This is a genomic window from Streptomyces sp. NBC_01352, from assembly GCF_036237295.1.
Taxonomy (GTDB): domain Bacteria; phylum Actinomycetota; class Actinomycetes; order Streptomycetales; family Streptomycetaceae; genus Streptomyces; species Streptomyces plumbiresistens.
On the sequence record NZ_CP108354.1, the window covers coordinates 5749076 to 5771473 of the forward strand.

Sequence of the window (22398 nt, forward strand, 5' to 3'; positions counted from 1 at the left end):
CTGACCCGCACCACCCCGGCCCCACTCCCGGAACTCGCCAAACTCGCCTCGCACGGCACCCTGCCCGGTATCCTCCGCCAGCTCTCCGGACTCGGAGGCTGCACCAACCCCATCCGCCTCGACGGCCACCGCACCGAGTACGACGTCGACACCCGCACCGGCGAGATAGGCAACGTCCTCCACCGACTCGACTCCTCCGACCTCCCTGCCGGCCACCTCCTCGTGCGCTGCAACAACCGACGTACGACCCGCTGCGCGGCCTGCTCCGAGGTCTACCGTCGCGACACCTTCCACCTGATCACCTCCGGCCTGCGCGGCGGCAAGGGCACCCCGGAACGCGTCGCCGCCCACCCGCGCGTCTTCGCCACCTTCACCGCACCCAGCTTCGGCCCGGTCCACAACCGCCCCACCGGCCCGGCCGGTTCAGTCCGCCGCTGCCGCTGCGGCACCCTCCACGACCAGGACGACGACACACTCGGCACCCCGCTCGACCCGGACACGTACGACTACGACGCCGCCGTCCTCTGGAACGCCCATGCCGGACCGCTCTGGCGCCGCTTCTCGACCTACCTGCGCCGCGAGGTCGCCAAGCGGGCCGGGCTCACTCAGCGGGCCTTCCGCCAGTACGCCCGGGTGTCCTTCGCCAAGGTCGCCGAGTACCAGAAGCGCGGCGCCGTCCACTTCCACGCCGTCATCCGCATCGACGGCCCTGAGGGCGGCGACACCCCGCCTCCGGCCTGGGCGACGGCAGAGCTGCTTACCGACGCCATTCGCACCGCAGCCGCCCACGTCCGCATAGACGGACCGGTCATCGACGGCCGCCCACACGTCTTCACCTTCGGCCGCCAGCTCGACGTACGCACCATCCGCAGCGCCGACTTCGAGGGCGGCCAGGAACTCACCGAGCGGGCCGTCGCCGCCTACATCGCCAAGTACGCGACCAAAGGCGCCGAGACGGCCACGGGAGCTCTAGACCGTCCGCTGAAGTTTCTCGCCGAACTGGCCCAGCTCGACATCAGCGACCACGCCCGCCGCCTGATCCGAACGGCCTGGACCCTCGGCGCACGCAAGGACCTCGAACACCTCCGCCTGCGCGCCTGGGCCCACATGCTCGGCTTCCGCGGCCACTTCTCCACCAAGTCCCGCCGCTACTCCACCACCCTCGGCGCTCTCCGCGCCGCCCGCGCCGACTGGCGCCGGGCCCAAGCCGCCGCCCCGAAGGACCCCGAGCCCGAGACGACGTACGTCCTCGCGCACTGGGTCTTCGCCGGAACCGGCCTCTCGGACGCCGAAGCCTGGCTTGCCGCGTCGCTCGAACCCGCCCCCGGAACGGAAGGAGAACCGACCCATGTCTGAGGCTCAGGCCACTGCCACTGAGCTGGACCCCTTCGACCCCTCCTTGGCCCTCCTGACTGTCGAGGAAGCGGCCCGGCGGCTCCGTATCGGCCGTACGACGTGCTTCCGGCTCGTGCTGGCCGGAGAGATCGAGTCGGTGACGGTCGGGCGGCTGCGCAGGGTCCCCGCCGATGCCATCCCCGCGTACGTGGCCAAGCTGCGCCACCGACCCGCCCAAGCGGCCTGAGGAGGACGGGCATGCCAGAGAACAAGCGCACCCGACAGCCCAACGGGGCCTCGTCCATCTACCTCGGCAAGGACGGAAAGTGGCACGGCCGGGTGACCGTAGGCGTCCGTGATGACGGCAAGCCCGACCGCCGTCACGTCGAGCGGAAGACAAAAGCCGAGGTGACCAAGGCCGTCCGTGAGATGGAGCGGGCCCGCGACGACAAGAAGCTGCGGAAGCCGGGCAAGGGCTGGACCGTCCAGAGCTGGCTTGAGCACTGGGTCGAGAACATCGCCCAGCCGTACGTCTCCGAAAACACGTACGCCGGGTACGAGGTCGACGTACGCGTTCATCTCGTCCCCGGCCTGGGCGCTCACAAGCTCGACCGCCTGGAGCCGGAGCACCTCGAACGCTTCTACCGGAAGATGCAGGCGTCCGGCAGCTCCGCCGGCACCGCCCACCACGCTCACCGGACGATCCGGGTCGCCCTCGGTGAGGCCGTGCGACGCGGGCACGTCGTCACCAACGCGGCAGAGATCGCCAAGGCTCCCCGCCTCGAAGAAGAGGACATCGAGCCCTACACGATCGAAGAGGTGCAGAGCCTTCTCGTCGAAGCGGCCAAGCTCCGCAACAGTGCGCGTTGGGTCGTCGCCCTGGCGCTCGGCCTCCGGCAAGGTGAGGCGCTCGGCCTGCACTGGGAAGACGTCGACCTCACCGCCGGGTACGTCCGCATCCGTAAGAACCGGCTGCGCCCCAAGTACGCGCACGGCTGCGGTGCCAACCCGTGTGGCCGGAAGGCGGGCTACTGCCCCAAGAAGGAGCAGACCCGGCGTGAGCACAAGTCCACCAAGTCCCGCGCGGGACGACGCACCATCGGCCTGCCCGATCCGCTGATCAAGATTCTCCGCCAGCACCAGGAAGCCCAGGAGCGGGAGCGGATCGCGGCCGGTGCGGACTGGGAGGGCAAGGGGTACGTCTTCGCGTCGCCGATCGGCGGGCCGCTGAGTCCGAACACCGACTTCCACACCTGGAAGCGACTACTTCGGGATGCCGACGTCCGGAACGGCCGTCTTCATGACGCTCGCCACACCGCCGCGACCGTGCTCCTGATCCTCGGCGTCCCGGACGTCGTCATCGACTCGATCATGGGTTGGGAGCCCGGGGGAGCGGCTCGGATGCGCGCTCGGTACATGCACGTGACCGGGACCATGCTCCGCAAGGTCGCCCAGCAAGTCGGAGACGTGCTCTGGGTGCCGCCCGGCACCGGCGCCGACGGCCAGGAAGAAACCAACTGAGACGGAAACTGAGACGGACAACGTCGAAGGGCCCCACCGCGAACGGTGGGGCCCTTCGAGTCGTGCCCGGTGAGGCACTGGCGGAGGATACGAGATTCGAACTCGTGAGGGGTTGCCCCCAACACGCTTTCCAAGCGTGCGCCCTAGGCCACTAGGCGAATCCTCCGCCGCAAACAATACAAGACGTTGAGGAGTGCTCGCGAACTCGTTCCCGCTGGCCGGCATCGGGTACTGTTGGCGCAGCCCCTCACGCGGCGCTATCTGACTGAACTCCCCCAGGGCCGGAAGGCAGCAAGGGTAGGTTGGCTCTGGCGGGTGCGTGGGGGGCGCTTGCGTTGCCGGGGTGAGACCTGCGGGCGGGGCCCGATGTCAGTGGGCGCCTATAACCTCGTATGCGTGTCGTCTCTCGCGTTGTACCGCCGCTATCGCCCGGAGTCGTTCGCCGAGGTCATCGGGCAGGAGCATGTCACCGACCCGCTGCAGCAGGCGCTGCGGAACAACCGGGTCAATCACGCGTACCTGTTCAGCGGTCCGCGCGGGTGCGGCAAGACGACCAGTGCGCGGATCCTGGCCAGGTGCCTGAACTGCGAGAAGGGGCCGACGCCGACCCCGTGCGGGGAGTGCCAGTCCTGCCAGGACCTCGCGAGGAACGGCCCGGGCTCGATCGACGTCATCGAGATCGACGCCGCTTCGCACGGCGGTGTGGACGACGCCCGTGATCTCCGGGAGAAGGCCTTCTTCGGGCCCGCGGGCAGTCGTTACAAGATCTACATCATCGACGAGGCCCACATGGTCACGTCGGCCGGCTTCAACGCGCTCCTCAAGGTCGTCGAGGAGCCGCCGGAGCATCTGAAGTTCATCTTCGCCACCACCGAGCCCGAGAAGGTCATCGGGACCATTCGGTCCCGGACGCACCACTATCCGTTCCGGCTCGTGCCGCCCGGGACGCTGCGCGAGTACCTGGCCGAGGTGTGCGGGCGGGAGGGGATCCCCGTCGAGGACGGGGTGCTGCCGCTCGTCGTGCGGGCCGGTGCCGGGTCCGTGCGTGACTCGATGTCCGTCATGGACCAGCTGCTCGCCGGTGCGGCGGCAGACGGTGTGACGTATGCCATGGCGACCTCCCTGCTCGGCTACACGGACCTGTCGCTCCTCGACTCCGTCGTCGAGGCTTTCGCGACCGGGGACGGTGCCGCCGCCTTCGAGGTCGTCGACCATGTCATCGAGGGGGGCAACGACCCCCGGCGGTTCGTCGCCGACCTGCTGGAGCGGCTGCGGGACCTGGTGATCCTCGCCGCCGTGCCGGACGCCGCGGAGAAGGGCCTCATCGACGCCCCCGCCGACGTCATCGAGCGGATGCAGGCCCAGGCCGGCACCTTCGGCGCCGCCGAGCTGACCCGCGCCGCCGACCTGGTCAACGCGGGGCTGACCGAGATGCGCGGCGCCACCTCCCCCCGCCTCCAGCTCGAACTCATCTGCGCGCGCGTGCTGCTGCCCGCCGCGTACGGCGACGAGCGGTCGGTCATGGCCCGCCTGGACCGCATCGAGCGTGGCGTGAACTTCTCCGCGGGGGGCGGAGCTCCGGCCATGGGCTACGTCCCCGGCCCCGACGCGCACGCCCAGGGGCAGGGGCAGGGGCAGGGTGGAGCGGTGGCGGCCGCGCCGGTTCCCCCGGGGGGCGGCGCGGCCGCGGCTCGCGCTGCGGTACGGGCTTCCGGGGCACCGGCGGGCGCGGGCGCTGCCGCGCCGGGCATGCCCTCTGAGCAGGCGGCACCCGTCGCCGGAGGACCGGCACCCGTGGCCGGAGGACCGGTACCCGCCGCCGCAGGACCTGCGCCCGCTGCCGCTCCCGTCGCCCGCCCGGCAGCCCCCGACCACACCCAGCAGCAGCCGCCTCAGCCTCAGGCTCAGCAGGAGCAAGCGGCCCAGGCGCCCCCATCGGCACCCACCCCCGCCCCCGCCCCCACGTCCCCCGCCCCCGGCGCCTGGCCCACCGCCGCCCCCGCCGGTGGCGGTCGACGCCCCGGCGGCTGGCCCACGGCGACCCCCGCCGGCGGCGGACATCCCCCGGCCTCCGCCCCGAGCACACCCGCGCCCGCGCCCACGCCGGCACCCGCACCCGCCGCCCCTTCCACCCCCGCACCGCCGGCGGCGACCCCCGCTCCGGCCCCCGACTACGCGCCTCCCACCGGTGGCCTCGACCCGCGCACGCTCTGGCCGAACATCCTGGAGGCCGTCAAGAACCGCCGCCGGTTCACCTGGATCCTGCTCAGCCAGAACGCGCAGGTGACCGGTTTCGACGGCACCACCCTCCAGCTCGGCTTCGTCAACGCCGGCGCGCGGGACAACTTCTCCGGCAGCGGCAGCGAAGACGTGCTGAAGCAGGCGCTGGCCGAGCAGTTCAACGTGCAGTGGAAGATCGAGGCGATCATCGACCCGTCGGGCGGCTCGGCACCCCCGGCCACCGGCGGCGGCCCGACCGGCTCCAACGGCGGCTACGGCGCTGGAGGCGGCGCCGGCCAGGGCGGAACGGGCGGCGGCTACGGCAGCGGCGGTGGCGCTACGACCCCTCCGCGCCCGGCATCCCCCCAGCCCTCGTCCGCCGCACCCGCGCCGAACACTTCGGCGCAGGCCCAGGCGTCCTCATCCCGCCCCGCCCCCCAGCGGTCCGCCCCGGAACCGACCCCGGTCTCCCCCGAGGACGACACTCCGGAGGACGACGATCCCGACCTCGACGAGTCGGCCCTCTCCGGCCACGAACTCATCGTGAGAGAGCTGGGAGCCACGGTGGTGGAGGAGTTCTCGAACGAATAGCACCGGACCACGCCGGGCCACGCCTTGGAGGAACCCACAGCTCACCTCCCTCCACCCCTTCGGAACCCCGCACAAAACCCGGTTAGGCTGACCCCCGTGAAGGTCCTCGTCATCGGCAGCGGTGCCCGCGAACACGCCCTGTGCCGTTCTCTGTCCCTAGACCCCGACGTCAGCGCGCTCTACTGCGCTCCCGGCAACGCCGGCATCGCCGAGGTCGCCGAACTGCACCAGGTCGACGCCCTCGACGGCGCGGCCGTGTCCGCGCTGGCCGTGGAGCTGGGCGCCGACCTGGTCGTCGTAGGCCCGGAGGCGCCGCTCGTCGCCGGGGTCGCCGACGCCGTACGCGAGGCGGGCATCCCCGTCTTCGGCCCCTCCAAGGAGGCCGCGCAGCTCGAGGGCTCGAAGGCCTTCGCCAAGGCAGTCATGGCGGGAGCGGAGGTACCCACCGCGCGGTCGTACGTCTGTACGACCCCGGCCGAGGCCGCCGAAGCCCTCGACGCCTTCGGTACCCCGTACGTCGTCAAGGACGACGGGCTCGCCGCCGGCAAGGGCGTCGTGGTGACCGACGACCTCGATGCGGCCAAGGCGCACGCCAACGCCTGCGAGCGGGTCGTCATCGAGGAGTTCCTCGACGGCCCCGAGGTCTCCCTCTTCGCCATCACCGACGGCGACACGGTCCTGCCCCTCCAGCCCGCCCAGGACTTCAAGCGCGCACTGGACGGCGACGAGGGCCCCAACACCGGCGGCATGGGCGCGTACTCCCCGCTGCCCTGGGCCGACCCGAAGCTGGTGGACGAGGTCATGCAGACCGTCCTGCAGCCGACCGTCGACGAGATGCGCCGCCGCGGCACTCCCTTCTCCGGCCTGCTGTACGCCGGTCTGGCGATCACCAGTCGTGGCGTCCGGGTCATCGAGTTCAACGCCCGCTTCGGCGACCCCGAGACCCAGGTCGTCCTCGCCCGGCTGAAGACCCCGCTGGCCGGCATCCTGATGGCCGCCGCCACGGGCAACCTCGCCGACCTGCCGCCCCTGCGCTGGAGCGACGAGGCCGCGGTCACCGTCGTCGTCGCCTCGCACAACTACCCCGGCACCCCGCGCACCGGCGACCCGATCACCGGCCTGGACGAGGTGGCTGCCCAGGACGCCCCGCACGCGTACGTCCTGCACGCGGGCACCAGGCGCGATGGTGACGCCGTCGTCAGCGCGGGCGGCCGCGTCCTGTCCGTCACAGCGGTCGGCGAGGACCTCACCGAGGCCCGTGACCGCGCCTACCGGGCCCTCGCCCGCGTCAACCTCGACGGCTCCCAGCACCGCACGGACATCGCGGCGAAGGCGGCGTCCGGAGCGTGACAACAGGGTGACAACACTGGCGCGGACCGTCTGAGAACCTCGCCGCGGACCGGCGGAAATACCCAGACATCGATGAACCTCGCAGGCCCCGGATCCGTCTCACGATCCGGGGCCTGATCGTTGCTGTCCGTCATCCACCTTTCCCCAAGGCCATTCCATCGAGTGACCGATGCCCCATCCGGCTGACGAGGGCCGGGGCCCCAACTAGGGTGCGGCGCAAGCGGTCCGGCACTTGGCCCACCGGCATTGCGATGTCAGTGGGCGGTGCCACAGTGGGGGAGTGAGCAACGCCAGGAGAGCCGGGCAGAGAGCCGGGCGGGCAGGACGGCAGGGAGGGGGCGAGGTCCGGTCATGACCGGTATGGGTGTGGAGGCGGGAGCACAGTCCGCGCGGTCCCGAGCCCTGGCCGTGCTGCGCATACGCAGCCGGGCACTGGCCGTCGCGCTGCTGCCCGCGGCCGTCGCCGTCGTGCTGCTCGCCGGCGGCTCGACGGACCATCTCGTGGGCCCCGGCTGGGACGCCGCGCGGTGGACGATGTCCGTGGTCGCCGTCCTCACACTGCTCGCGGCCGGCGGTATCGCCCTGGTCGTCGCCCGCTCCCGGCCCGCCGTCAGCCCGACGGTCCCGATCGCCGAGGAGTCGGCCCCCGACCTCTACCGCATGGTGCGCGACCTCGCCGACCGCCTGGACGTCCCGGCACCCTCCGCCATAGCGCTCACCCCGGACTGCGACAGCTGGCTGGAGGACCGGACCCACCCGGCCCACGGCCCGCCCCCGCGCGAGGACCACGACGAGATAGCGGGCGTCCGCGGCTCCCACCGCCGTGCCGCCGCCACGCCCGTCCTCGTCATCGGCTCCCCGTTCCTGTGGTGGATGCGCGTCGGCGAGCTGCGCGCCGTCCTCGCCCCGGTCGTCGCCGGTACGGGACCTTCGGCGCACCCGGACATAGCCGCGGCCCGCCGCTTCGTACGGGGGCTGGACGCGGCGGTGGCCGTCACCTCGGCGCCCGGCCGCAGCGTCCTCATCCGCCCGGTGCTCGCGGGCATCGGCTGGGTCGCCCGGCTGCTGCTGCGCAGCTGTCGCGGCCATGCCGCCGAGATGGAGCGCGGGGTCGCCGCCGCGGCGGCCGAGCGTGCACAGGCTGTGGATTACGGCCTCAGGATCGTCGCCCAGGAACAGGTGGGCCTCGCGTACGCCGGCTGGGACCGGCTGCTGACCCGGGTCGCGCTGCCCGCCTGGCGGATGGGCCGCTGGCCCTCCCGGCTGGACGCGGGGGTCGTCGCGGCCCTCACCGAGCTGTCCCGGCGCGACCGGCTGGCCGAGGGCTTCGCCTCCCGGCTGGGCGAGCGCCCCGCCTGCGACCTGCTCGAAGAGCCCGGCGCGATCGACGAGGCGACCTCGCTGCTCGCCGCCCGCCTCTTCCACGGCGGCCCCGCCGAGCCGGGCCGGGACTGGGCCCCGGTGGACTGGCAGGAGTACCCGGACGAGGTCGTCGACCGCAAGTGGCGCACCGACGCGGCCCGTCTCCACCGTGTCCTGGACGCCCTGGGCGTCCGCCGCGCCCCCGACCCCACCTCACCCGACCCCGACGGCCCGACCCTGGCCCGCGTCCTGGCCCACCTGACCGACCCGGTGACCCGGACGACACCCCGGACCGACGACTCCCAGGCCGACAGCAGCAGCGACATCGACAGCAGCGACATCGACAGCAGCGGCAGCCACACCGAGGCCGCCCCCGCCACGAACGCCGACACCGACACCGACACCGACACCGACACCGACACAAGCCCCGACGCCGAGGCCACTCCCACCCCGGACGCCGACACCGTCACCCCCAGCCCCGCAGATGACCCGGCAGACGCCCTCGACGCCCTCGACGACGACCCCACCCCCGGCACCGAGAACGCCACCGCCCTCGCCGCCCGCCTGAGCGCCGAAATCGCCCGCGAAGAGGCATCCGCACCCGGAACCACATCCCCGACCGGCCCACCCCCACCCCCACCCGGCCAGGCCAGCGGCACCGGCACCGGCAGCGGTACCGGCCCCGACACCGCCCTCTGGGACGACGGCATGCTGCCCCTCTTCCCCCTGCAGCCACCCCGCACCGCCCGCGAACTGCTCACCGACCACGTCACCGCGATGGTGTGCTGCGCCGCGATGGACACCGCCGGCGCGACCCCGGGCCTCGACTGGCTCGACGGCCCGTCCCTCATGGTCAACGGCGAACGGGCGGCCGACCTGGCCCCCCGCGTGCTCAGCCTGGTGGAGGACGGCGACCCGGCCCCGCTGCAGGCGTGGCTGGTCAAGTCGGGGATACGCCCGGAGAAACCGGTCCGCCTCGTCTGACGGTCACCTGCCGGTGAGCCGGTGTACCGGAGCCCCTGATTCCACTTACGGCCAATTCGCAACGAATAGTGACCGCCTGGGTGCGTAATGTGATGTGCTGGGACCGATCGAGCACATGGCAAGGGCTTACGCCACAGGACAGGCACGGCGCAGGCACAGGCACAGGCACGGCGCAGGCGCAGGCACAGGCGCAGGCACAGGCACAGGCACAGGCACAGGCACAGGCACAGGCGTACGGGGGCGTGAGGGAGGGGAGCCACCATGAGGTCGGAGCAGATCCGCCGCTGGGAGTCGGGAGCACTCGCGCACGCCGTGACGGACCCCTTCGGCCAGGGCCCGGTCCCCTGGCTGCGCGGCACCGAGACGTACTTCGGCGACACCGGCCAGGTCGTCCCCTGGTACGTGGACGCGGACCCGGCCCACAGCACCCACAGCACCCACAGCACCCACAACACTCACAACGCCACCAGCACCCACAGCCCGAAGGCCGGCGCCCCCAGGGTCCCCGCCCCCCGAACCGCCTCGGGCCCCCGCTCCGCCGACGACGTCCACCGGCAGATCAAGGGCTTCGTCTCCACCGGCGCGGCGGCCCCCGGCGAGGCCGTCGACTTCCACATCACGGTCGACCCGCCCCAGGAGTTCGCCGTCGACGTCTACCGCATCGGCCACTACGGCGGTGACGGCGCCGCGAAGATCACCACCAGCCCCCGTCTGTCGGGCATCGTCCAGCCCCCGCCGCTGACCGCGGACCGTACGGTCTCCTGCCACCACTGGTGGCTGTCCTGGCGTCTGCAGATCCCGAGCCATTGGAGCATCGGCGCGTACGTCGCCGTCCTCACCACCGCCGACGGCTACCGCTCCCACGTCCCGTTCACCGTCCGCGACAACCACCCGGCCGACCTGCTGCTCCTGCTGCCCGACATCACCTGGCAGGCGTACAACCTCTATCCGGAGGACGGCCGTACCGGCGCCAGCCTCTACCACGCCTGGGACGAGAACGGCCGGCTGCTCGGCGAGGCCGACGCCGCGACGACCATCTCCTTCGACCGCCCGTACGCGGGCGCCGGCCTCCCCCTCCACGTGGGCCACGCCTACGACTTCATCCGCTGGGCCGAGCGCTACGGCTACGACCTCGCCTACGCCGACGCCCGTGACCTGCACGCCGGCCACGTCGACCCCACCCGTTACCGCGGCCTGGTCTTCCCGGGCCACGACGAGTACTGGTCGACGAACATGCGCCGCACCGTGGAACGCGCCCGCGAGCATGGCACGAGCCTGGTCTTCCTGTCGGCCAACACCATGTACTGGCAGGTGGAGTTGGGCCCGTCCCCGTCCGGCGTCCCGGACCGCCTGCTCACCTGCCGAAAGCGCCGGGGGCCGGGCAAACCCGTGCTGTGGCGCGAGATCGACCGCCCCGAGCAGCAGCTGGTCGGCATCCAGTACGCCGGCCGCGTCCCCGAGCCCCACCCCCTGATCGTGCGCAACGCCGACCACTGGATGTGGGAGGCGACGGGCGCGCACGAGGGCGACGAGATCGAGGGCCTGGTCGCGGGCGAGGCCGACCGCTACTTCCCGCGCACCCCGCTGCCCGAGCACGACGACCGCATCCTGCTCGCCCACTCCCCGTACGCCGACAGCGAGGGAGTCCTCCGCCATCAGGAGACCTCCCTCTACCGCGCCCCCTCCGGCGCCCTGATCTTCGCATCCGGGACGTTCGCGTGGTCACCGTCCCTGGACCGCCCGGGCCACGTCGACCCCGTAGTCCAGCGAGCCACCGCAAACCTTCTGGACCGCATCTGCAAACGCGACTGAACCGGACCGCGCCACCGCGGCCGATGCCCGCTCCACACACCCCGGACCAAGACCGATCCTCGCCATACGGGAGAATCGAGCCACTTGGACATCACCACGGGGAGGAACCGTGTCCGGATTCGTAGAAAAGCCCGAGCCGCTCCAGGTTCCGGGCCTGGTCCACCTCCACACCGGCAAGGTGCGCGAGCTGTACCAGAACGAGGCGGGCGACCTCGTGATGGTCGCCAGCGACCGCATCTCCGCCTTCGACTGGGTGCTGCCGACCGAGATCCCCGACAAGGGGCGCGTGCTCACCCAGCTCTCCCTGTGGTGGTTCGACCAGCTCGCCGACCTGGTCCCCAACCACGTGCTGAGCACGGACCTGCCGGCCGGCGCCCCCGCCGACTGGGCCGGCCGCACCCTGGTCTGCAAGTCCCTCCAGATGGTCCCGGTGGAGGCCGTGGCCCGCGGCTACCTCACCGGCTCGGGCCTGGTGGAGTACCAGGAGTCCCGTACGGTCTGCGGCCTCGCCCTGCCCGAAGGCCTGGTCGACGGCTCGGAACTGCCCGCCCCGATCTTCACCCCGGCCACCAAGGCCGAGGTCGGCGAGCACGACGAGAACGTCTCCTACGAGGAGGTCGCCCGCCAGGTCGGCGCCGACACCGCCGCCCGGCTGCGCCAGGCCACCCTCGCCGTCTACACGCGGGGCCGTGACATCGCCCGGGACCGGGGGATCATCCTCGCGGACACCAAGTTCGAGTTCGGCTTCGAGGGGGAGGACCTGGTCCTCGCGGACGAGGTCCTCACCCCGGACTCCTCCCGCTTCTGGCCGGCCGACCAGTGGCAGCCGGGCCGCGCGCAGCCGTCGTACGACAAGCAGTACGTCCGCGACTGGCTCACCTCGCCGGAGTCCGGCTGGGACCGCAAGAGCGAGCAGCCCCCGCCGCCGCTGCCCGAGCAGGTCGTGACCGCGACCCGCGCCAAGTACGTGGAGGCGTACGAGCGTCTGACGGGCACCAGCTGGTCGTAGGGAACGAAGAAGCCCCCCGGCAGGAGCCGGGGGGCCGATTCAGAGCGGACGACCAGGTTCGAACTGGCGACCTCAACCTTGGCAAGGTTGCGCTCTACCAACTGAGCTACGTCCGCACTGCGCCGTGGCGCGAGAGCAACTATACCCAACCTCGCTCGCGTGCGAGCCGCACCGCCGTGTGACGGTTCTCCGCCCCGAGCTTGGAGACGGCCGACGACAGGTAGTTCCGTACGGTTCCCTGCGACAGCGCGGCCCGCTCGGCGATCTCCGCGACGGGCGCCCCGTCGGCGGCGAGCTCGAGGACCTCCGCCTCTCGCGCGGTCAGCGGCGAGTCGCCGGCGGAGATGGCGTCGGCGGCCAACTCGGGATCGATGTAACGGTTTCCGGCGTGCACCGTGCGGATGATCTCCGCGAGCCGCTGCGCGCTGACGGTCTTCGGCACGAACCCCCGGACCCCCGCCTCGAGGGCCCGCTTCAGATGCCCCGGCCGCCCGTGACCGGTCACGATCAGCACCCGGCAGCCGGGCAGCTCGGCCCGCAGGGATGTGGCGACCTTCACACCGTCGGCGCCGGGCATCTGCAGATCGAGGACGGCGACATCGGGGGCGTGGGCACGGGCCATGGCCAGCGCCTCGGGCCCGGTCGCCGCCTCGGCCACGACGACGAGGTCGTCCTCCAGCGAGAGCAGCGCGGCGAGCGCACCCCGGATGAGGTGTTCGTCGTCGGCGAGCAGAAGGCGTACGGGAGGGGTCACGCCATGACCTCACTCGCACCGGTGGTGACCAACGGCACCTCGGCCACCACCCGGAACAGCCCTCCGTCGACCTGTCCCGCCTCCAGCGTCCCCTCGACCGCGGCCAGCCGTTCCCGCAGCCCGGCCAGCCCCGAGCCGCCCGCACCCGAGCGGGCCGACGCCGCACCGTCGTTCTGCACCGTCAGCACCACCCGTCCCTCCGCGATCCGGACCTCCACCGCACACCAACCGGCATCCCCGTGCCGCAGTACGTTCGTCGTCGTCTCCCGCACCACCCACGCGAGCGCCGACTCCACCTCGCCCGGCAGCCCGGCCGGCTCACCGCCCGTCACCTCGCACCGGATCCCCGCGGCCGTCAACACCCCGTGCGCACCGGCGAGTTCGACTCCGAGGTCGGCCTCCCGGTACCCGCGTACGACGTCCCGCACCTCGCGCTGCGACTCCTGGGCGATCCGCTGCACCTCGATCATCTGCTCCACGGCCTCGGCCCGCCCGCGCCGCGCCAACTGCACGGCCAGCTCGCTCTTGAGGGCGATCACGGCGAGGTTGCGCCCCAGCACGTCGTGCAGGTCGCGCCCGAACCGCAGCCGTTCCTCGGCGACGGCGAGCCGGGCGCGGGTCTCGCGGGCCTCGTCGAGTTCGTAGAAGGCGTCGAGGAGCCAGACGGAGAACACGGAGGTGAAGGCGAGGACGGCGGAGCCGAACAGCACGGCCACCGTCGCGGCCAGTGCGGCGGCGCCGGGGGCGCCCAGGGCGAGCGACAGGGCTCCGGCGCCGGCCGTGGAGCCGCCGACGAGCGCGTACACCTGCCGCCGGCCGCGGACGCCGAGCGCGATCGTGCCCGCGCCGAAGATCAGGACGACCCCGAAGACCCCGCCCGCCGCGTCCTCGACGTCTTCACCACCGGGCCCGTACTGCGCGATCGCCAGGGCCGCGCAGCTGACCGCGGCGGTGATCGCGCCGAGCGTCCACAGCAGCCGTACGGGCCGCTCACGCCGACCGCGCGTCCAGTCCAGCGCCCGCGACGCGGTCACCGAGCACATCACCCCGTGCACGCCCACCATCAGCAGCAGCGCGAGCCATGCCTCGGCCTGCCACAGCCCCGTGAATCCGATCGCCGCGATCTCCAGCACCGCGAAGAAGTGGAACGACGACCGCGTGTACGCCTCGACCTTCGCCGGCGTGCTCTTGCGCCGCCACCACCTTGCCGGTCCCCGCATGTCCATGCCCCCGTCCCTCAACGCCGCGGCTCCCACCGGAACCACCGCCGTACAGCAAACACGGCCAGCAGGGTCCAGGCCAGTGCGGTCATCAGCGGCCCCACCGCCTCATAGGCCGACAGTTCCCCGGTCCATCCGCCACGCACCAGCGTGATCACTGGTGTCAGCGGCAGCAGTTCCAGCACCGACGCCACCCGGTCGGGCATCAGCTCCAGCGGTACGGCGACCCCGGAGCCCACCATCGAGACCATCACCAGCGGCATCGAGGTGACCTGCGAGCTCTCCACGGTACGCGTGAAGCTCGCCGTCACGGCGGCCAGCGCCGCACTCAGGACCAATCCCAACCCCACCCCGACCACCGCGAGTTGGGGAGCCTCGGGGGCGGGCACATCGAGCAGAACGGAACAGCCCACCGCCAGGATCACGCACTGCACCAGCCCGGTCGCGACGGCCGGCAGCGCGGCCCCGGCCAGGATCTCCCTGTCCCGCAGCTCACCGGTGCGCAGTCTCTTGAGGACGAGTTCCTCGCGCCGTCCGACGAAGACGCCCACGAGCGCCGAGTACACCGCGAACAGCATCGAGAACCCGATGGCCCCGGGCAGCAGCACCAGCCCGACGCTCAGCCCGGAGCCCCCGAGGTCCATGTCCTCGACCACCGCCCGCGCACTGACCGGCAGCACCAGCGGCACGAACACCGCCGTGACGATCATGCCCTTGCTCCGCCCGAACAGGGTCAGCTCGGCCCGCGCGAGTGCCGCGACGCGCCCCGCCGGAGTGGTGACGGCCCCGCTCATGCCGCGTACTCCTCTACGGTCTCGGAGGAGGCCTCGCGGGCGATCCCCAGGAACGCCTCCTCCAGCGACGCCGACCGCACATCGAGCCGCCGCAGCTCGACCCCGGCCCGCTCGGCCCACGCCAGCACCCCGGTGGCCGTCCGCTGAAGCTCCCGGGTCCGCAGCCGTACGACGTTCCTCTCGACCTCGTGCCCGGACACCCCCAGCTGACCGAGCGGCGGCAGGTCGCCCAGGAAGTACCCGTCGGGCAGCTCGAAGGAGATCCGGGACGGCTGCGCGGCGGTCACCTCGGCCGGCGTGCCCGCGGCCGCGATCCGCCCTTCGTGCAGGATGGCCAGCCGGTCGGCGAGATCCTCGGCCTCCTCCAGATAGTGCGTGGTCAGCAGCACGGTCGTACCGCTGTCGCGCAGCGCGCCCACCAAATCCCAGGTCTCTCGGCGGCCTTCGGCGTCGAGGCCGGTCGTCGGCTCGTCCAGGAAGAGCACCTCGGGCTCGCCGAGCAGCGCGAGCGCCAGGTCCAGGCGCCGCCGCTCACCCCCGGACAGCTGCTTCACCCGTACGCCCGCCCGGCGCTCGAGCCCGACCAGCGCGAGCACCTCCCGCTCGGGCCGCGCCCCGCTCACGCACCCCGCCCACATCCGCGCGGTCTCGGCGACGGTCAGCTCGGACGGAAACCCGCCCTCCTGCAACATCACACCCGTCCGAGGCCGTACGACGGCCCGCTCGGCGTACGGATCACGGCCGAGGACCCGCACGCGCCCCGCGGCCGGCCGCGCGAGCCCCTCCAGCAGTTCGACCGTGGACGTCTTGCCCGCCCCGTTGGTGCCCAGCAGGGCGAAGACCTCGCCGCGGCGCACGGAGAAGGAGATTCCGCGCACCGCCTCGAAGCCGCCCCCGTACACGCGGCGCAGGTCAGTGACCTCAATCACGCGTTCGTCTTCGTTGGTGTCCATGCCTTCAGCGTTCCGCGCCCGGCGGCCCGGCAGCAGTGCGCGCTGTCATCACTCGGCATGACAAATGTCAGACGCATGCCAGGTCCGCGAACGCGGCACACGAAAAAGACCCCGGTCGATGACCGGGGTCTTTTTCATGGAGCGGACGACCAGGTTCGAACTGGCGACCTCAACCTTGGCAAGGTTGCGCTCTACCAACTGAGCTACGTCCGCATTGCCTCCGACCGGCTCTCACCGATCGGCGCGTGCACCATCCTACCTGATCCACAAGAGGGTCAGGACCGGCGGTGCAGAGCGGGTGACAGGAATTGCACACTGCGCCTTCCCCCTGGAAGGGGGATGTTCTACTACTGAACTACACCCGCGTGTACTTCGGAGCCGGGCCTTTCGGCCTCGCCCCTCGGCGTGCTCCAGACTCTAGCTGACCAGGAGGGGTGCAGCGCAAGTCGGTTCTCCCGAGGGGCGGGTGACCAGGCGTCGGCCCGCGTTCAGCGGGCGGCGGCGAACGCCTCGTAGACCTTCTTCGGGATCCGGCCACGCGCCGGGACGTCCATCTTGTTGGCCTGGGCCCAGGCCCGGACGGCCGCCGGGTCGGGGGCGACCTCCGTCTGCTTGTACGCCTTGCCCGACCTCGACCGCTTGCGGCCGGCCTCCACGTAGGGCTCGAGTGCCTCACGCAGTTTCTTGGCATTGACCTGGTTCAGGTCGATCTCGTACGACTTGCCGTCGAGTCCGAAGGCGATCGTTTCCGCCGCTTCCGAGCCGTCGATGTCGTCAAAGAGAGTGACCACGACACGCTGCGCCACGAATATCGGTCCCTTCGTGCGGCATCTCTGCGATGACGTGCCAGGACGTCCTGGAGATGCCGACTGTCCGCCTGTTATTGGGCAAAGTATCGGCTATTGCCAATTCATTTGTACAGTGCCCGGCATTGCATTGTGAAGCCCGACTAAATCTGTCCGCGTGTCCCCGGCGCAATAGCTGTGGCGCATCGATTCGGGATCTTTCCCTGAACTTTTCGCGAAGGCACCCTTCCGATACCGGATCGTGACAGCCGTCACGTAGTTTCCTACAACTCTACCCGCGTAGAAATTTTGTGCGGGTAGTCTGAAGACACCTGCAGGAACCTGCTCAGCACCACAACACCGGGAGTGCCAGTGGCACGCGTCGTAGTCGACGTCATGCTCAAGCCGGAGATCCTCGACCCCCAGGGCCAGGCGGTGCAGCGCGCACTGCCGCGGCTCGGTTTCGAAGGCATCTCGGACGTACGTCAGGGAAAGCGATTCGAACTGGAAGTTGACGGACCGGTCGACGAGGCAACGCTCGCCCGCATCCACGATCTTGCGGAATCCTTCCTCGCCAACACCGTCATCGAGGACTTCTCCGTCAAGGTGGAGGAAGTCGCGGAGGCCGTGAAGTGACCGCTCGTATTGGCGTCGTCACTTTCCCGGGCAGCCTCGACGACCGGGACACTCAGCGCGCGATCCGCCTCGCGGGCGCCGAACCGGTCGCCCTCTGGCACAAGGACAAGGACCTCCACCAGGTCGACGCCGTGGTGCTGTGCGGCGGTTTCTCCTACGGCGACTATCTGCGCGCCGGTGCCATCGCGCGCTTCTCGCCGGTGATGGAGCCCCTCATCGAGCAGGCGAAGGCGGGCCTCCCGGTCCTCGGCATCTGCAACGGCTTCCAGATCCTCACCGAGGCCCACCTCCTCCCGGGCGGGATGCTCGGCAACGACCACCTCCACTTCATCTGCCGCGACCAGAAGCTGCGGGTGGAGAACGCGGACACCGCCTGGACGACCGACTACTCGGCCGGCCAGGAGATCAACATCCCGCTGAAGAACATGGACGGCCGGTACGTCGCCGACGAGTACACGCTGGACAAGCTGGAGGCCGAGGGCAGGGTCGCCTTCCGCTACCTGGCCCACGGCGCAGCCGTTGACGGATACGGCAACCCGAACGGTTCGCTGCGCGACATCGCCGGCATCAGCAACGAGGCCGGGAACGTCGTAGGCCTGATGCCGCACCCGGAGCACGCCGTGGAGCCGCTCATCGGCACCGGCCGCACCGACGGCCTCCCCTTCTTCACCTCGATCCTCAAGAAGCTGGTCAACGTATGAGCCGGACGCCTCTGGACACGGTCGAGCACGCGACCGCGACCCCCGACGTCGAGCTGCCCTGGGCCGAACTCGGCCTGAAGAAGGACGAGTACGAGCGGGTGGTGGAGATCCTCGGCCGCCGCCCGACCGGCGCCGAGCTCGCCATGTACTCCGTCATGTGGTCCGAGCACTGCTCGTACAAGTCGTCGAAGGTGCACCTGCGCCAGTTCGGCGAGAAGGCCCCCCAGTCCGACGCCCTGCTCGTGGGCATCGGCGAGAACGCGGGTGTCGTCGACGTCGGCCAGGGCTACGCGGTCACCTTCAAGGTGGAGTCGCACAACCACCCCTCGTACGTGGAGCCGTACCAGGGCGCCGCGACCGGTGTCGGCGGCATTGTCCGCGACATCATCGCGATGGGTGCCCGGCCGGTCGCGGTCGTCGACCCCCTGCGGTTCGGTGCGGCCGACCACCCGGACACCAAGCGCGTCCTGCCCGGTGTGGTGGCCGGCATCGGCGGTTACGGCAACTGCCTCGGCCTCCCGAACATCGGCGGCGAGGTCGTCTTCGACGCCTGCTACCAGGGCAACCCGCTGGTCAACGCCGGTGCCATCGGTGTCATGCGGCACGAGGACATCCACCTCGCGAAGGCGTCCGGCGCGGGCAACAAGGTCATCCTGTACGGGGCCCGCACGGGCGGCGACGGCATCGGCGGCGCGTCGATCCTGGCCAGCGAGACCTTCGACGACGCCAAGCCGTCGAAGCGTCCGGCCGTGCAGGTCGGCGACCCCTTCCAGGAGAAGCTCCTCATCGAGTGCACCCTGGAGGCCTTCAAGGAGAAGCTGGTCGTCGGCATCCAGGACCTCGGTGCGGCGGGCCTGTCCTGCGCCACGTCCGAGCTGGCCTCCAACGGCTCCGGCGGCATGCGCGTGACTCTGGACGACGTGCCCCTGCGCGACTCGACCCTCTCGCCCGAGGAAATCCTCATGAGCGAGTCGCAGGAGCGCATGTGCGCGGTCGTCGAGCCGGGGAAGGTCGACCGGTTCCTGGAGATCTGCGACAAGTGGGACGTCATCGCCACGGTGATCGGCGAGGTCACCGACGGCGACCGCCTGGAGATCTACTGGCACGGCGGCAAGATCGTCGACGTCGACCCGCGCACGGTGGCACACGAGGGTCCGACCTACGAGCGCCCGTACGCCCGCCCGTCCTGGCAGGACGCGCTCCAGGCGGACGACGCGAACAAGCTCCCGCGGCCTGCTTCGAGCGAAGAGCTGAAGGACCAGGTCCTGAAGCTGGTGTCGTCCCCGAACCAGGCCTCCAAGTCCTGGATCACCTCCCAGTACGACCACTTCGTGCAGGGCAACACGGTGCTGGCCCAGCCCGAGGACTCCGGGATGATCCGCATCGACGAGGAGACCGGCCTCGGCGTCGCCATCGCGACGGACGGCAACGGCCGTTACACCAAGCTGGACCCGTACGCGGGCGCGCAGCTGGCGCTCTCCGAGGCGTACCGCAACGTCGCCACGACCGGTGCCAAGCCGCTCGCCGTCTCCGACTGCCTGAACTTCGGCTCGCCCGAGGACCCGGCGGTGATGTGGCAGTTCGCGGAGGCGATCCGTGGACTGGCCGACGCCTGCCAGCAGTTGGGCACGCCGGTCACCGGCGGCAACGTGTCGCTCTACAACCAGACCGGCGAGGTGGCGATCCACCCGACCCCGGTGGTCGCGGTCCTGGGCGTCATCGACGACGTGGCCCGCCGCACGCCGGTCGCCTTCCAGGAGGAGGGCCAGCTGCTCTACCTCCTCGGCGACACCCGCGAGGAGTTCGGCGGTTCGGCCTGGTCGCAGGTGATCCACGACCACCTCGGCGGCCTGCCCCCGAAGGTCGACCTGGAGCGCGAGCGCCTGCTCGCCGAGATCCTGATCTCCGCCTCCCGCGACGGCATGATCGACTCCGCGCACGACCTGTCCGACGGCGGCCTGATCCAGGCGGTCGTCGAGTCGGCGCTGCTCGGCGGCAAGGGCGCGCGTCTGGTCGTACCGGACGGGCTCGACGCCTTCACCCTCCTCTTCTCGGAGTCGGCCGGCCGCGCCGTCGTGGCCGTTCCCCGCTCCGAAGAGGTCCGCTTCAACGACATGTGCGGGGCGCGGGGTCTGCCCGTCACCCGCATTGGTGTCGTCGACGGCGACTGCGTCGAGCTCCAGGGCGAGTTCGAGCTGTCGCTGGAGGACCTGCGCGAGGCTCACGAGGGGACCATCCCGGCTCTGCTGGCGTAAATTCCCTTCGGCTGTACGGCCGTGAAGGCCCCGACCGTTCCGACGGCCGGGGCCTTCACGCGTGCTGACTTCTGCCGGTCATCGGTCAGTTGGTGAACCGTCGCGCGAGCAACTCCGGCTGCCGGACCAGGCGATGACGCCCCGGCCGACAAGAACGCCTGGCGCGAGCGGTGCGCCCTGCGGCCGACCACCGACCGGGCCGCACGCTGTTCGACCCGGCCCGGCCCGGCCTGTGCCGACGAGGACGACATCGGCGACGGCGACGCCCGGACCTTCTACGGCCAGGGCGAGCCCAACGTTCCCGGAGGGGGTGACCTCCACCTCCTGACGCGCGCCGGCAGGCATTCGGCTGGAGACCTCGGTGTCCCGAGGAACCGAGAGATCGTCGACTCCCGCCCGGCACAGCAGTCCGCCTAGGCTGATCGTCATGCCCCCGGCCAAGAAGCGCGCCCGCACCTACGACCCCGCCAAGATCCGCACCGCGGTCCTGGCCCAGTTCGGGAACGTACGGGAAGCCGTCGCCACCCTCACCCCCGAGCAGGCCGCCCTGCCCACCCGGCTCGGGGACTGGACCGTACGGGATCTGGCCGCGCACACCGGCATGGCCCTCGGGGCCGTCGTACGACTGCTCGACGAGCCCGAACCGCCGAAGCAGAACGGCGTGCTCCTCGACTGGCCGCACGCCATCGGCGCCGACGCGCCGGACATCGCCGGTCACGCCCGGGACCTCGCCGAGCGGAACCCGGACCTCGCCGCCCACCTCGCCGACGTGGAGCGGCGTTTCACCGCCCGCCTCGCGGAGAACCCCGGCACCCGGCTGCTCGCCACCAGCGCGGGTGCCCTGTCGCTCGACGACTACCTGGTCACCCGTACCGTCGAACTCGTCGTCCACACCGACGACCTGAACGCCGCCGTCCCCGGCCTCGACATCCCGTACGACCGTCAGGCCCTCGCCGCCGCCACCCGCCTCCTCGCCGACACGCTCGCCGCGAGGGCCCCCGGCGGTTCCACCGAGGTGCGGATCCCGCCGTACGCCGTCGTCCAGTGCGTCGAGGGCCCCCGGCACACCCGCGGCACCCCGCCGAACGTCGTCGAGACCGACCCGCTGACCTGGATCCGCCTCGCCACCGGGCGCGTGAGCTGGAAGGACGCGCTCGACGAGGCGAAGGTCAGCGCGAGCGGGGAACGGGCGGACCTGGGCGGACTGCTGCCGCTCCTCACCTGAGGGGAATACCTGAGGCGGGAACGCCTGAGACGGGAACAGAGGGAACCAAACACCCCACCTGCCCCGTCGAATCGGCATGTACAGGCAGAAGCAGCGACTCACCCTCACCGTGACCGCCCTCGCTCTCGCCCCCCTGGCGGCAGCCTGCGGCAACGAGAAGGCCGACGGTGGATCGGTCGGCGCCGCCCCGCCCATCACCGGCGTCCACTGGAGCGTCGACAGCGTCACCGTCGACGGCACCACCCACCGGTCCCCCTCCGACGCGCACGTCGAGATCACCGACGGCGAGGCGGCCGGCAACTACGGCTGCAACCACTTCAACGCCAAGGCCGCCGTCGAGGGCGACAGCATCGAACTCAGCGACGCCACGACCACGGGAATGGCATGCGAGGACAAGCCCATGGACTTCGAGCGGACCCTCGCCCGCACCCTCGCGGACGGCGCCCTGAAGACCGAGGTCAAGGACGGCCGCCTGACCCTCACCACCGAGGCCGGAGACCGCGTCCACCTCACCAAGGCGGCAGACGCCTCCCTCTACGGCACGAAATGGCAGGTCACGTCACCCGCGTCCCAGAGCAAGGCGCACCTCACCTTCGACAAGAAGACCGGCAAGGTCTCCGGCAGCCTCGGCTGCAACAAGGTGAACGCCAAGGCGACGGTCAGCGACGGACATATCACCCTCGGCGCTCCGTCCACGACCCGAATGATGTGCGACGCCTCACTCATGAACGTGGAGAAGGAGCTGCTCCGGCTCTTCAACAGCACCGTGAGTTACGAACTCGATCACCGAACCCTCTCGCTGACCAGCGAAAACGACGCGGTCGTCACCGCGGTCGCCGACAAGTGATCCTTTACCGCAGCTCAGGGCCGGGGATTCCCCAATTCGGACCA

The 22398-nt window shown here is 71.2% G+C and carries 18 protein-coding genes, 4 tRNA genes and 1 other RNA gene; 14 read left to right on the forward strand and 9 right to left on the reverse strand.

Annotation, left to right across the window (positions count from 1 at the left end; genetic code table 11):
* The first annotated feature begins 60 nt into the window (after positions 1-60).
* The 3 genes from OG252_RS26765 to OG252_RS26775 are packed head-to-tail and all read left to right on the forward strand — an operon-like array spanning position 61 to position 2856.
* Positions 61-1356 (forward strand): replication initiator, encoded by a 1296-nt coding sequence (locus OG252_RS26765; protein ID WP_329345198.1) that lies wholly within the window; start codon positions 61-63, stop codon positions 1354-1356.
* Entirely contained in the window at positions 1349-1582 is a 234-nt protein-coding gene (locus OG252_RS26770; RefSeq protein WP_329339273.1) for an excisionase family DNA-binding protein, read from the forward strand. The genes OG252_RS26765 and OG252_RS26770 overlap by 8 nt, the downstream gene beginning before the upstream one ends.
* An 11-nt stretch (positions 1583-1593) precedes the next feature.
* Positions 1594-2856: a tyrosine-type recombinase/integrase gene (locus OG252_RS26775; protein ID WP_329339275.1), complete on the forward strand. Its 1263-nt coding sequence runs from the start codon at positions 1594-1596 to the stop codon at positions 2854-2856.
* 78 nt (positions 2857-2934) lie between these two features.
* On the opposite strand, the gene OG252_RS26780 is transcribed toward OG252_RS26775, so the two are convergent.
* Positions 2935-3022: transfer RNA gene (locus tag OG252_RS26780), tRNA-Ser, on the reverse strand.
* A gap of 72 nt (positions 3023-3094) precedes the next feature.
* Here OG252_RS26780 and ffs point away from each other — a divergent pair.
* The 6 genes from ffs to OG252_RS26810 all read left to right on the forward strand — a co-directional run bounded on the left by ffs (position 3095) and on the right by OG252_RS26810 (position 12184).
* Positions 3095-3193, forward strand: an RNA gene (gene ffs / locus OG252_RS26785) — signal recognition particle sRNA small type.
* A 59-nt stretch (positions 3194-3252) separates the two neighbouring features.
* Positions 3253-5667: a DNA polymerase III subunit gamma and tau gene (locus OG252_RS26790; RefSeq protein ID WP_329339277.1), complete on the forward strand. Its 2415-nt coding sequence runs from the start codon at positions 3253-3255 to the stop codon at positions 5665-5667.
* Positions 5668-5763: 96 nt separating this feature from the next.
* The gene (purD, locus tag OG252_RS26795; RefSeq protein ID WP_329339279.1) at positions 5764-7017 is read left to right on the forward strand and encodes a phosphoribosylamine--glycine ligase; all 1254 of its coding nucleotides are present in this window, start codon (positions 5764-5766) and stop codon (positions 7015-7017) included.
* 351 nt (positions 7018-7368) lie between these two features.
* Entirely contained in the window at positions 7369-9363 is a 1995-nt protein-coding gene (locus tag OG252_RS26800) for a hypothetical protein (RefSeq protein ID WP_329339281.1), read from the forward strand.
* Between the two features lie 261 nt (positions 9364-9624).
* Positions 9625-11175 carry a N,N-dimethylformamidase beta subunit family domain-containing protein gene (locus OG252_RS26805; protein WP_329339283.1) on the forward strand — a complete coding sequence of 517 codons (1551 nt, stop codon included), beginning with the start codon at positions 9625-9627 and terminating at the stop codon, positions 11173-11175.
* 109 nt (positions 11176-11284) lie between these two features.
* Positions 11285-12184: a phosphoribosylaminoimidazolesuccinocarboxamide synthase gene (locus tag OG252_RS26810; protein WP_329339285.1), complete on the forward strand. Its 900-nt coding sequence runs from the start codon at positions 11285-11287 to the stop codon at positions 12182-12184.
* 43 nt (positions 12185-12227) lie between these two features.
* Here OG252_RS26810 and OG252_RS26815 read toward each other — a convergent pair.
* From OG252_RS26815 to OG252_RS26850, 8 genes are all read right to left on the reverse strand, one after another.
* A tRNA-Gly gene (locus tag OG252_RS26815) sits at positions 12228-12300 on the reverse strand.
* Positions 12301-12323: 23 nt separating this feature from the next.
* A complete protein-coding gene (locus OG252_RS26820) occupies positions 12324-12938 on the reverse strand; it encodes a response regulator transcription factor (RefSeq protein WP_329339287.1) in 615 nt (204 codons plus the stop codon).
* Complete coding sequence (locus OG252_RS26825) at positions 12935-14158, reverse strand: sensor histidine kinase (RefSeq protein ID WP_329345199.1); 1224 nt, start codon at positions 14156-14158, stop codon at positions 12935-12937. The genes OG252_RS26820 and OG252_RS26825 overlap by 4 nt, the downstream gene beginning before the upstream one ends.
* A 17-nt stretch (positions 14159-14175) precedes the next feature.
* The gene (locus tag OG252_RS26830; protein WP_329339289.1) at positions 14176-14952 is read right to left on the reverse strand and encodes an ABC transporter permease; all 777 of its coding nucleotides are present in this window, start codon (positions 14950-14952) and stop codon (positions 14176-14178) included.
* A complete protein-coding gene (locus OG252_RS26835) occupies positions 14949-15905 on the reverse strand; it encodes an ABC transporter ATP-binding protein (RefSeq protein WP_329339291.1) in 957 nt (318 codons plus the stop codon). Before OG252_RS26835 ends, OG252_RS26830 begins: the two co-directional genes overlap by 4 nt.
* A 137-nt stretch (positions 15906-16042) precedes the next feature.
* A tRNA-Gly gene (locus tag OG252_RS26840) sits at positions 16043-16118 on the reverse strand.
* An 80-nt stretch (positions 16119-16198) separates the two neighbouring features.
* Positions 16199-16270 (reverse strand) — tRNA-Gly (locus tag OG252_RS26845).
* Between the two features lie 123 nt (positions 16271-16393).
* Entirely contained in the window at positions 16394-16711 is a 318-nt protein-coding gene (locus tag OG252_RS26850) for a histone-like nucleoid-structuring protein Lsr2 (protein WP_266437059.1), read from the reverse strand.
* Positions 16712-17062: 351 nt separating this feature from the next.
* Between OG252_RS26850 and purS the strand changes: the two genes are divergently transcribed.
* From purS to OG252_RS26875, 5 genes are all read left to right on the forward strand, one after another.
* Positions 17063-17326: a phosphoribosylformylglycinamidine synthase subunit PurS gene (purS, locus tag OG252_RS26855; protein ID WP_266437062.1), complete on the forward strand. Its 264-nt coding sequence runs from the start codon at positions 17063-17065 to the stop codon at positions 17324-17326.
* Positions 17323-18027, forward strand: a complete 705-nt coding sequence (purQ, locus tag OG252_RS26860; protein WP_266437065.1) for a phosphoribosylformylglycinamidine synthase subunit PurQ — start codon at positions 17323-17325, stop codon at positions 18025-18027. Before purS ends, purQ begins: the two co-directional genes overlap by 4 nt.
* Entirely contained in the window at positions 18024-20282 is a 2259-nt protein-coding gene (gene purL, locus OG252_RS26865) for a phosphoribosylformylglycinamidine synthase subunit PurL (protein WP_329339294.1), read from the forward strand. The genes purQ and purL overlap by 4 nt, the downstream gene beginning before the upstream one ends.
* Positions 20283-20709: 427 nt before the next feature.
* Positions 20710-21507: a maleylpyruvate isomerase family mycothiol-dependent enzyme gene (locus tag OG252_RS26870; RefSeq protein WP_329339295.1), complete on the forward strand. Its 798-nt coding sequence runs from the start codon at positions 20710-20712 to the stop codon at positions 21505-21507.
* A gap of 76 nt (positions 21508-21583) precedes the next feature.
* On the forward strand, positions 21584-22354 hold the full coding sequence (locus tag OG252_RS26875; protein ID WP_329339297.1) for an META domain-containing protein: 771 nt from the start codon (positions 21584-21586) through the stop codon (positions 22352-22354).
* Positions 22355-22398: the final 44 nt, after the last annotated feature.

What these genes read in the sequence shown, in the direction of transcription:
- OG252_RS26770 (WP_329339273.1), top strand. Translation starts at nt 1,349, where the DNA reads ATGTCTGAGGCTCAGGCCACTGCCACTGAGCTGGACCCCTTCGACCCC.
- OG252_RS26830 (WP_329339289.1), bottom strand. Translation starts at nt 14,952, where the DNA reads ATGAGCGGGGCCGTCACCACTCCGGCGGGGCGCGTCGCGGCACTCGCG.
- OG252_RS26805 (WP_329339283.1), top strand. Translation starts at nt 9,625, where the DNA reads ATGAGGTCGGAGCAGATCCGCCGCTGGGAGTCGGGAGCACTCGCGCAC.
- OG252_RS26870 (WP_329339295.1), top strand. Translation starts at nt 20,710, where the DNA reads ATGCCCCCGGCCAAGAAGCGCGCCCGCACCTACGACCCCGCCAAGATC.
- purL (WP_329339294.1), top strand. Translation starts at nt 18,024, where the DNA reads ATGAGCCGGACGCCTCTGGACACGGTCGAGCACGCGACCGCGACCCCC.
- OG252_RS26835 (WP_329339291.1), bottom strand. Translation starts at nt 15,905, where the DNA reads ATGGACACCAACGAAGACGAACGCGTGATTGAGGTCACTGACCTGCGC.
- OG252_RS26800 (WP_329339281.1), top strand. Translation starts at nt 7,369, where the DNA reads ATGACCGGTATGGGTGTGGAGGCGGGAGCACAGTCCGCGCGGTCCCGA.
- OG252_RS26825 (WP_329345199.1), bottom strand. Translation starts at nt 14,158, where the DNA reads ATGCGGGGACCGGCAAGGTGGTGGCGGCGCAAGAGCACGCCGGCGAAG.
- OG252_RS26775 (WP_329339275.1), top strand. Translation starts at nt 1,594, where the DNA reads ATGCCAGAGAACAAGCGCACCCGACAGCCCAACGGGGCCTCGTCCATC.
- OG252_RS26875 (WP_329339297.1), top strand. Translation starts at nt 21,584, where the DNA reads ATGTACAGGCAGAAGCAGCGACTCACCCTCACCGTGACCGCCCTCGCT.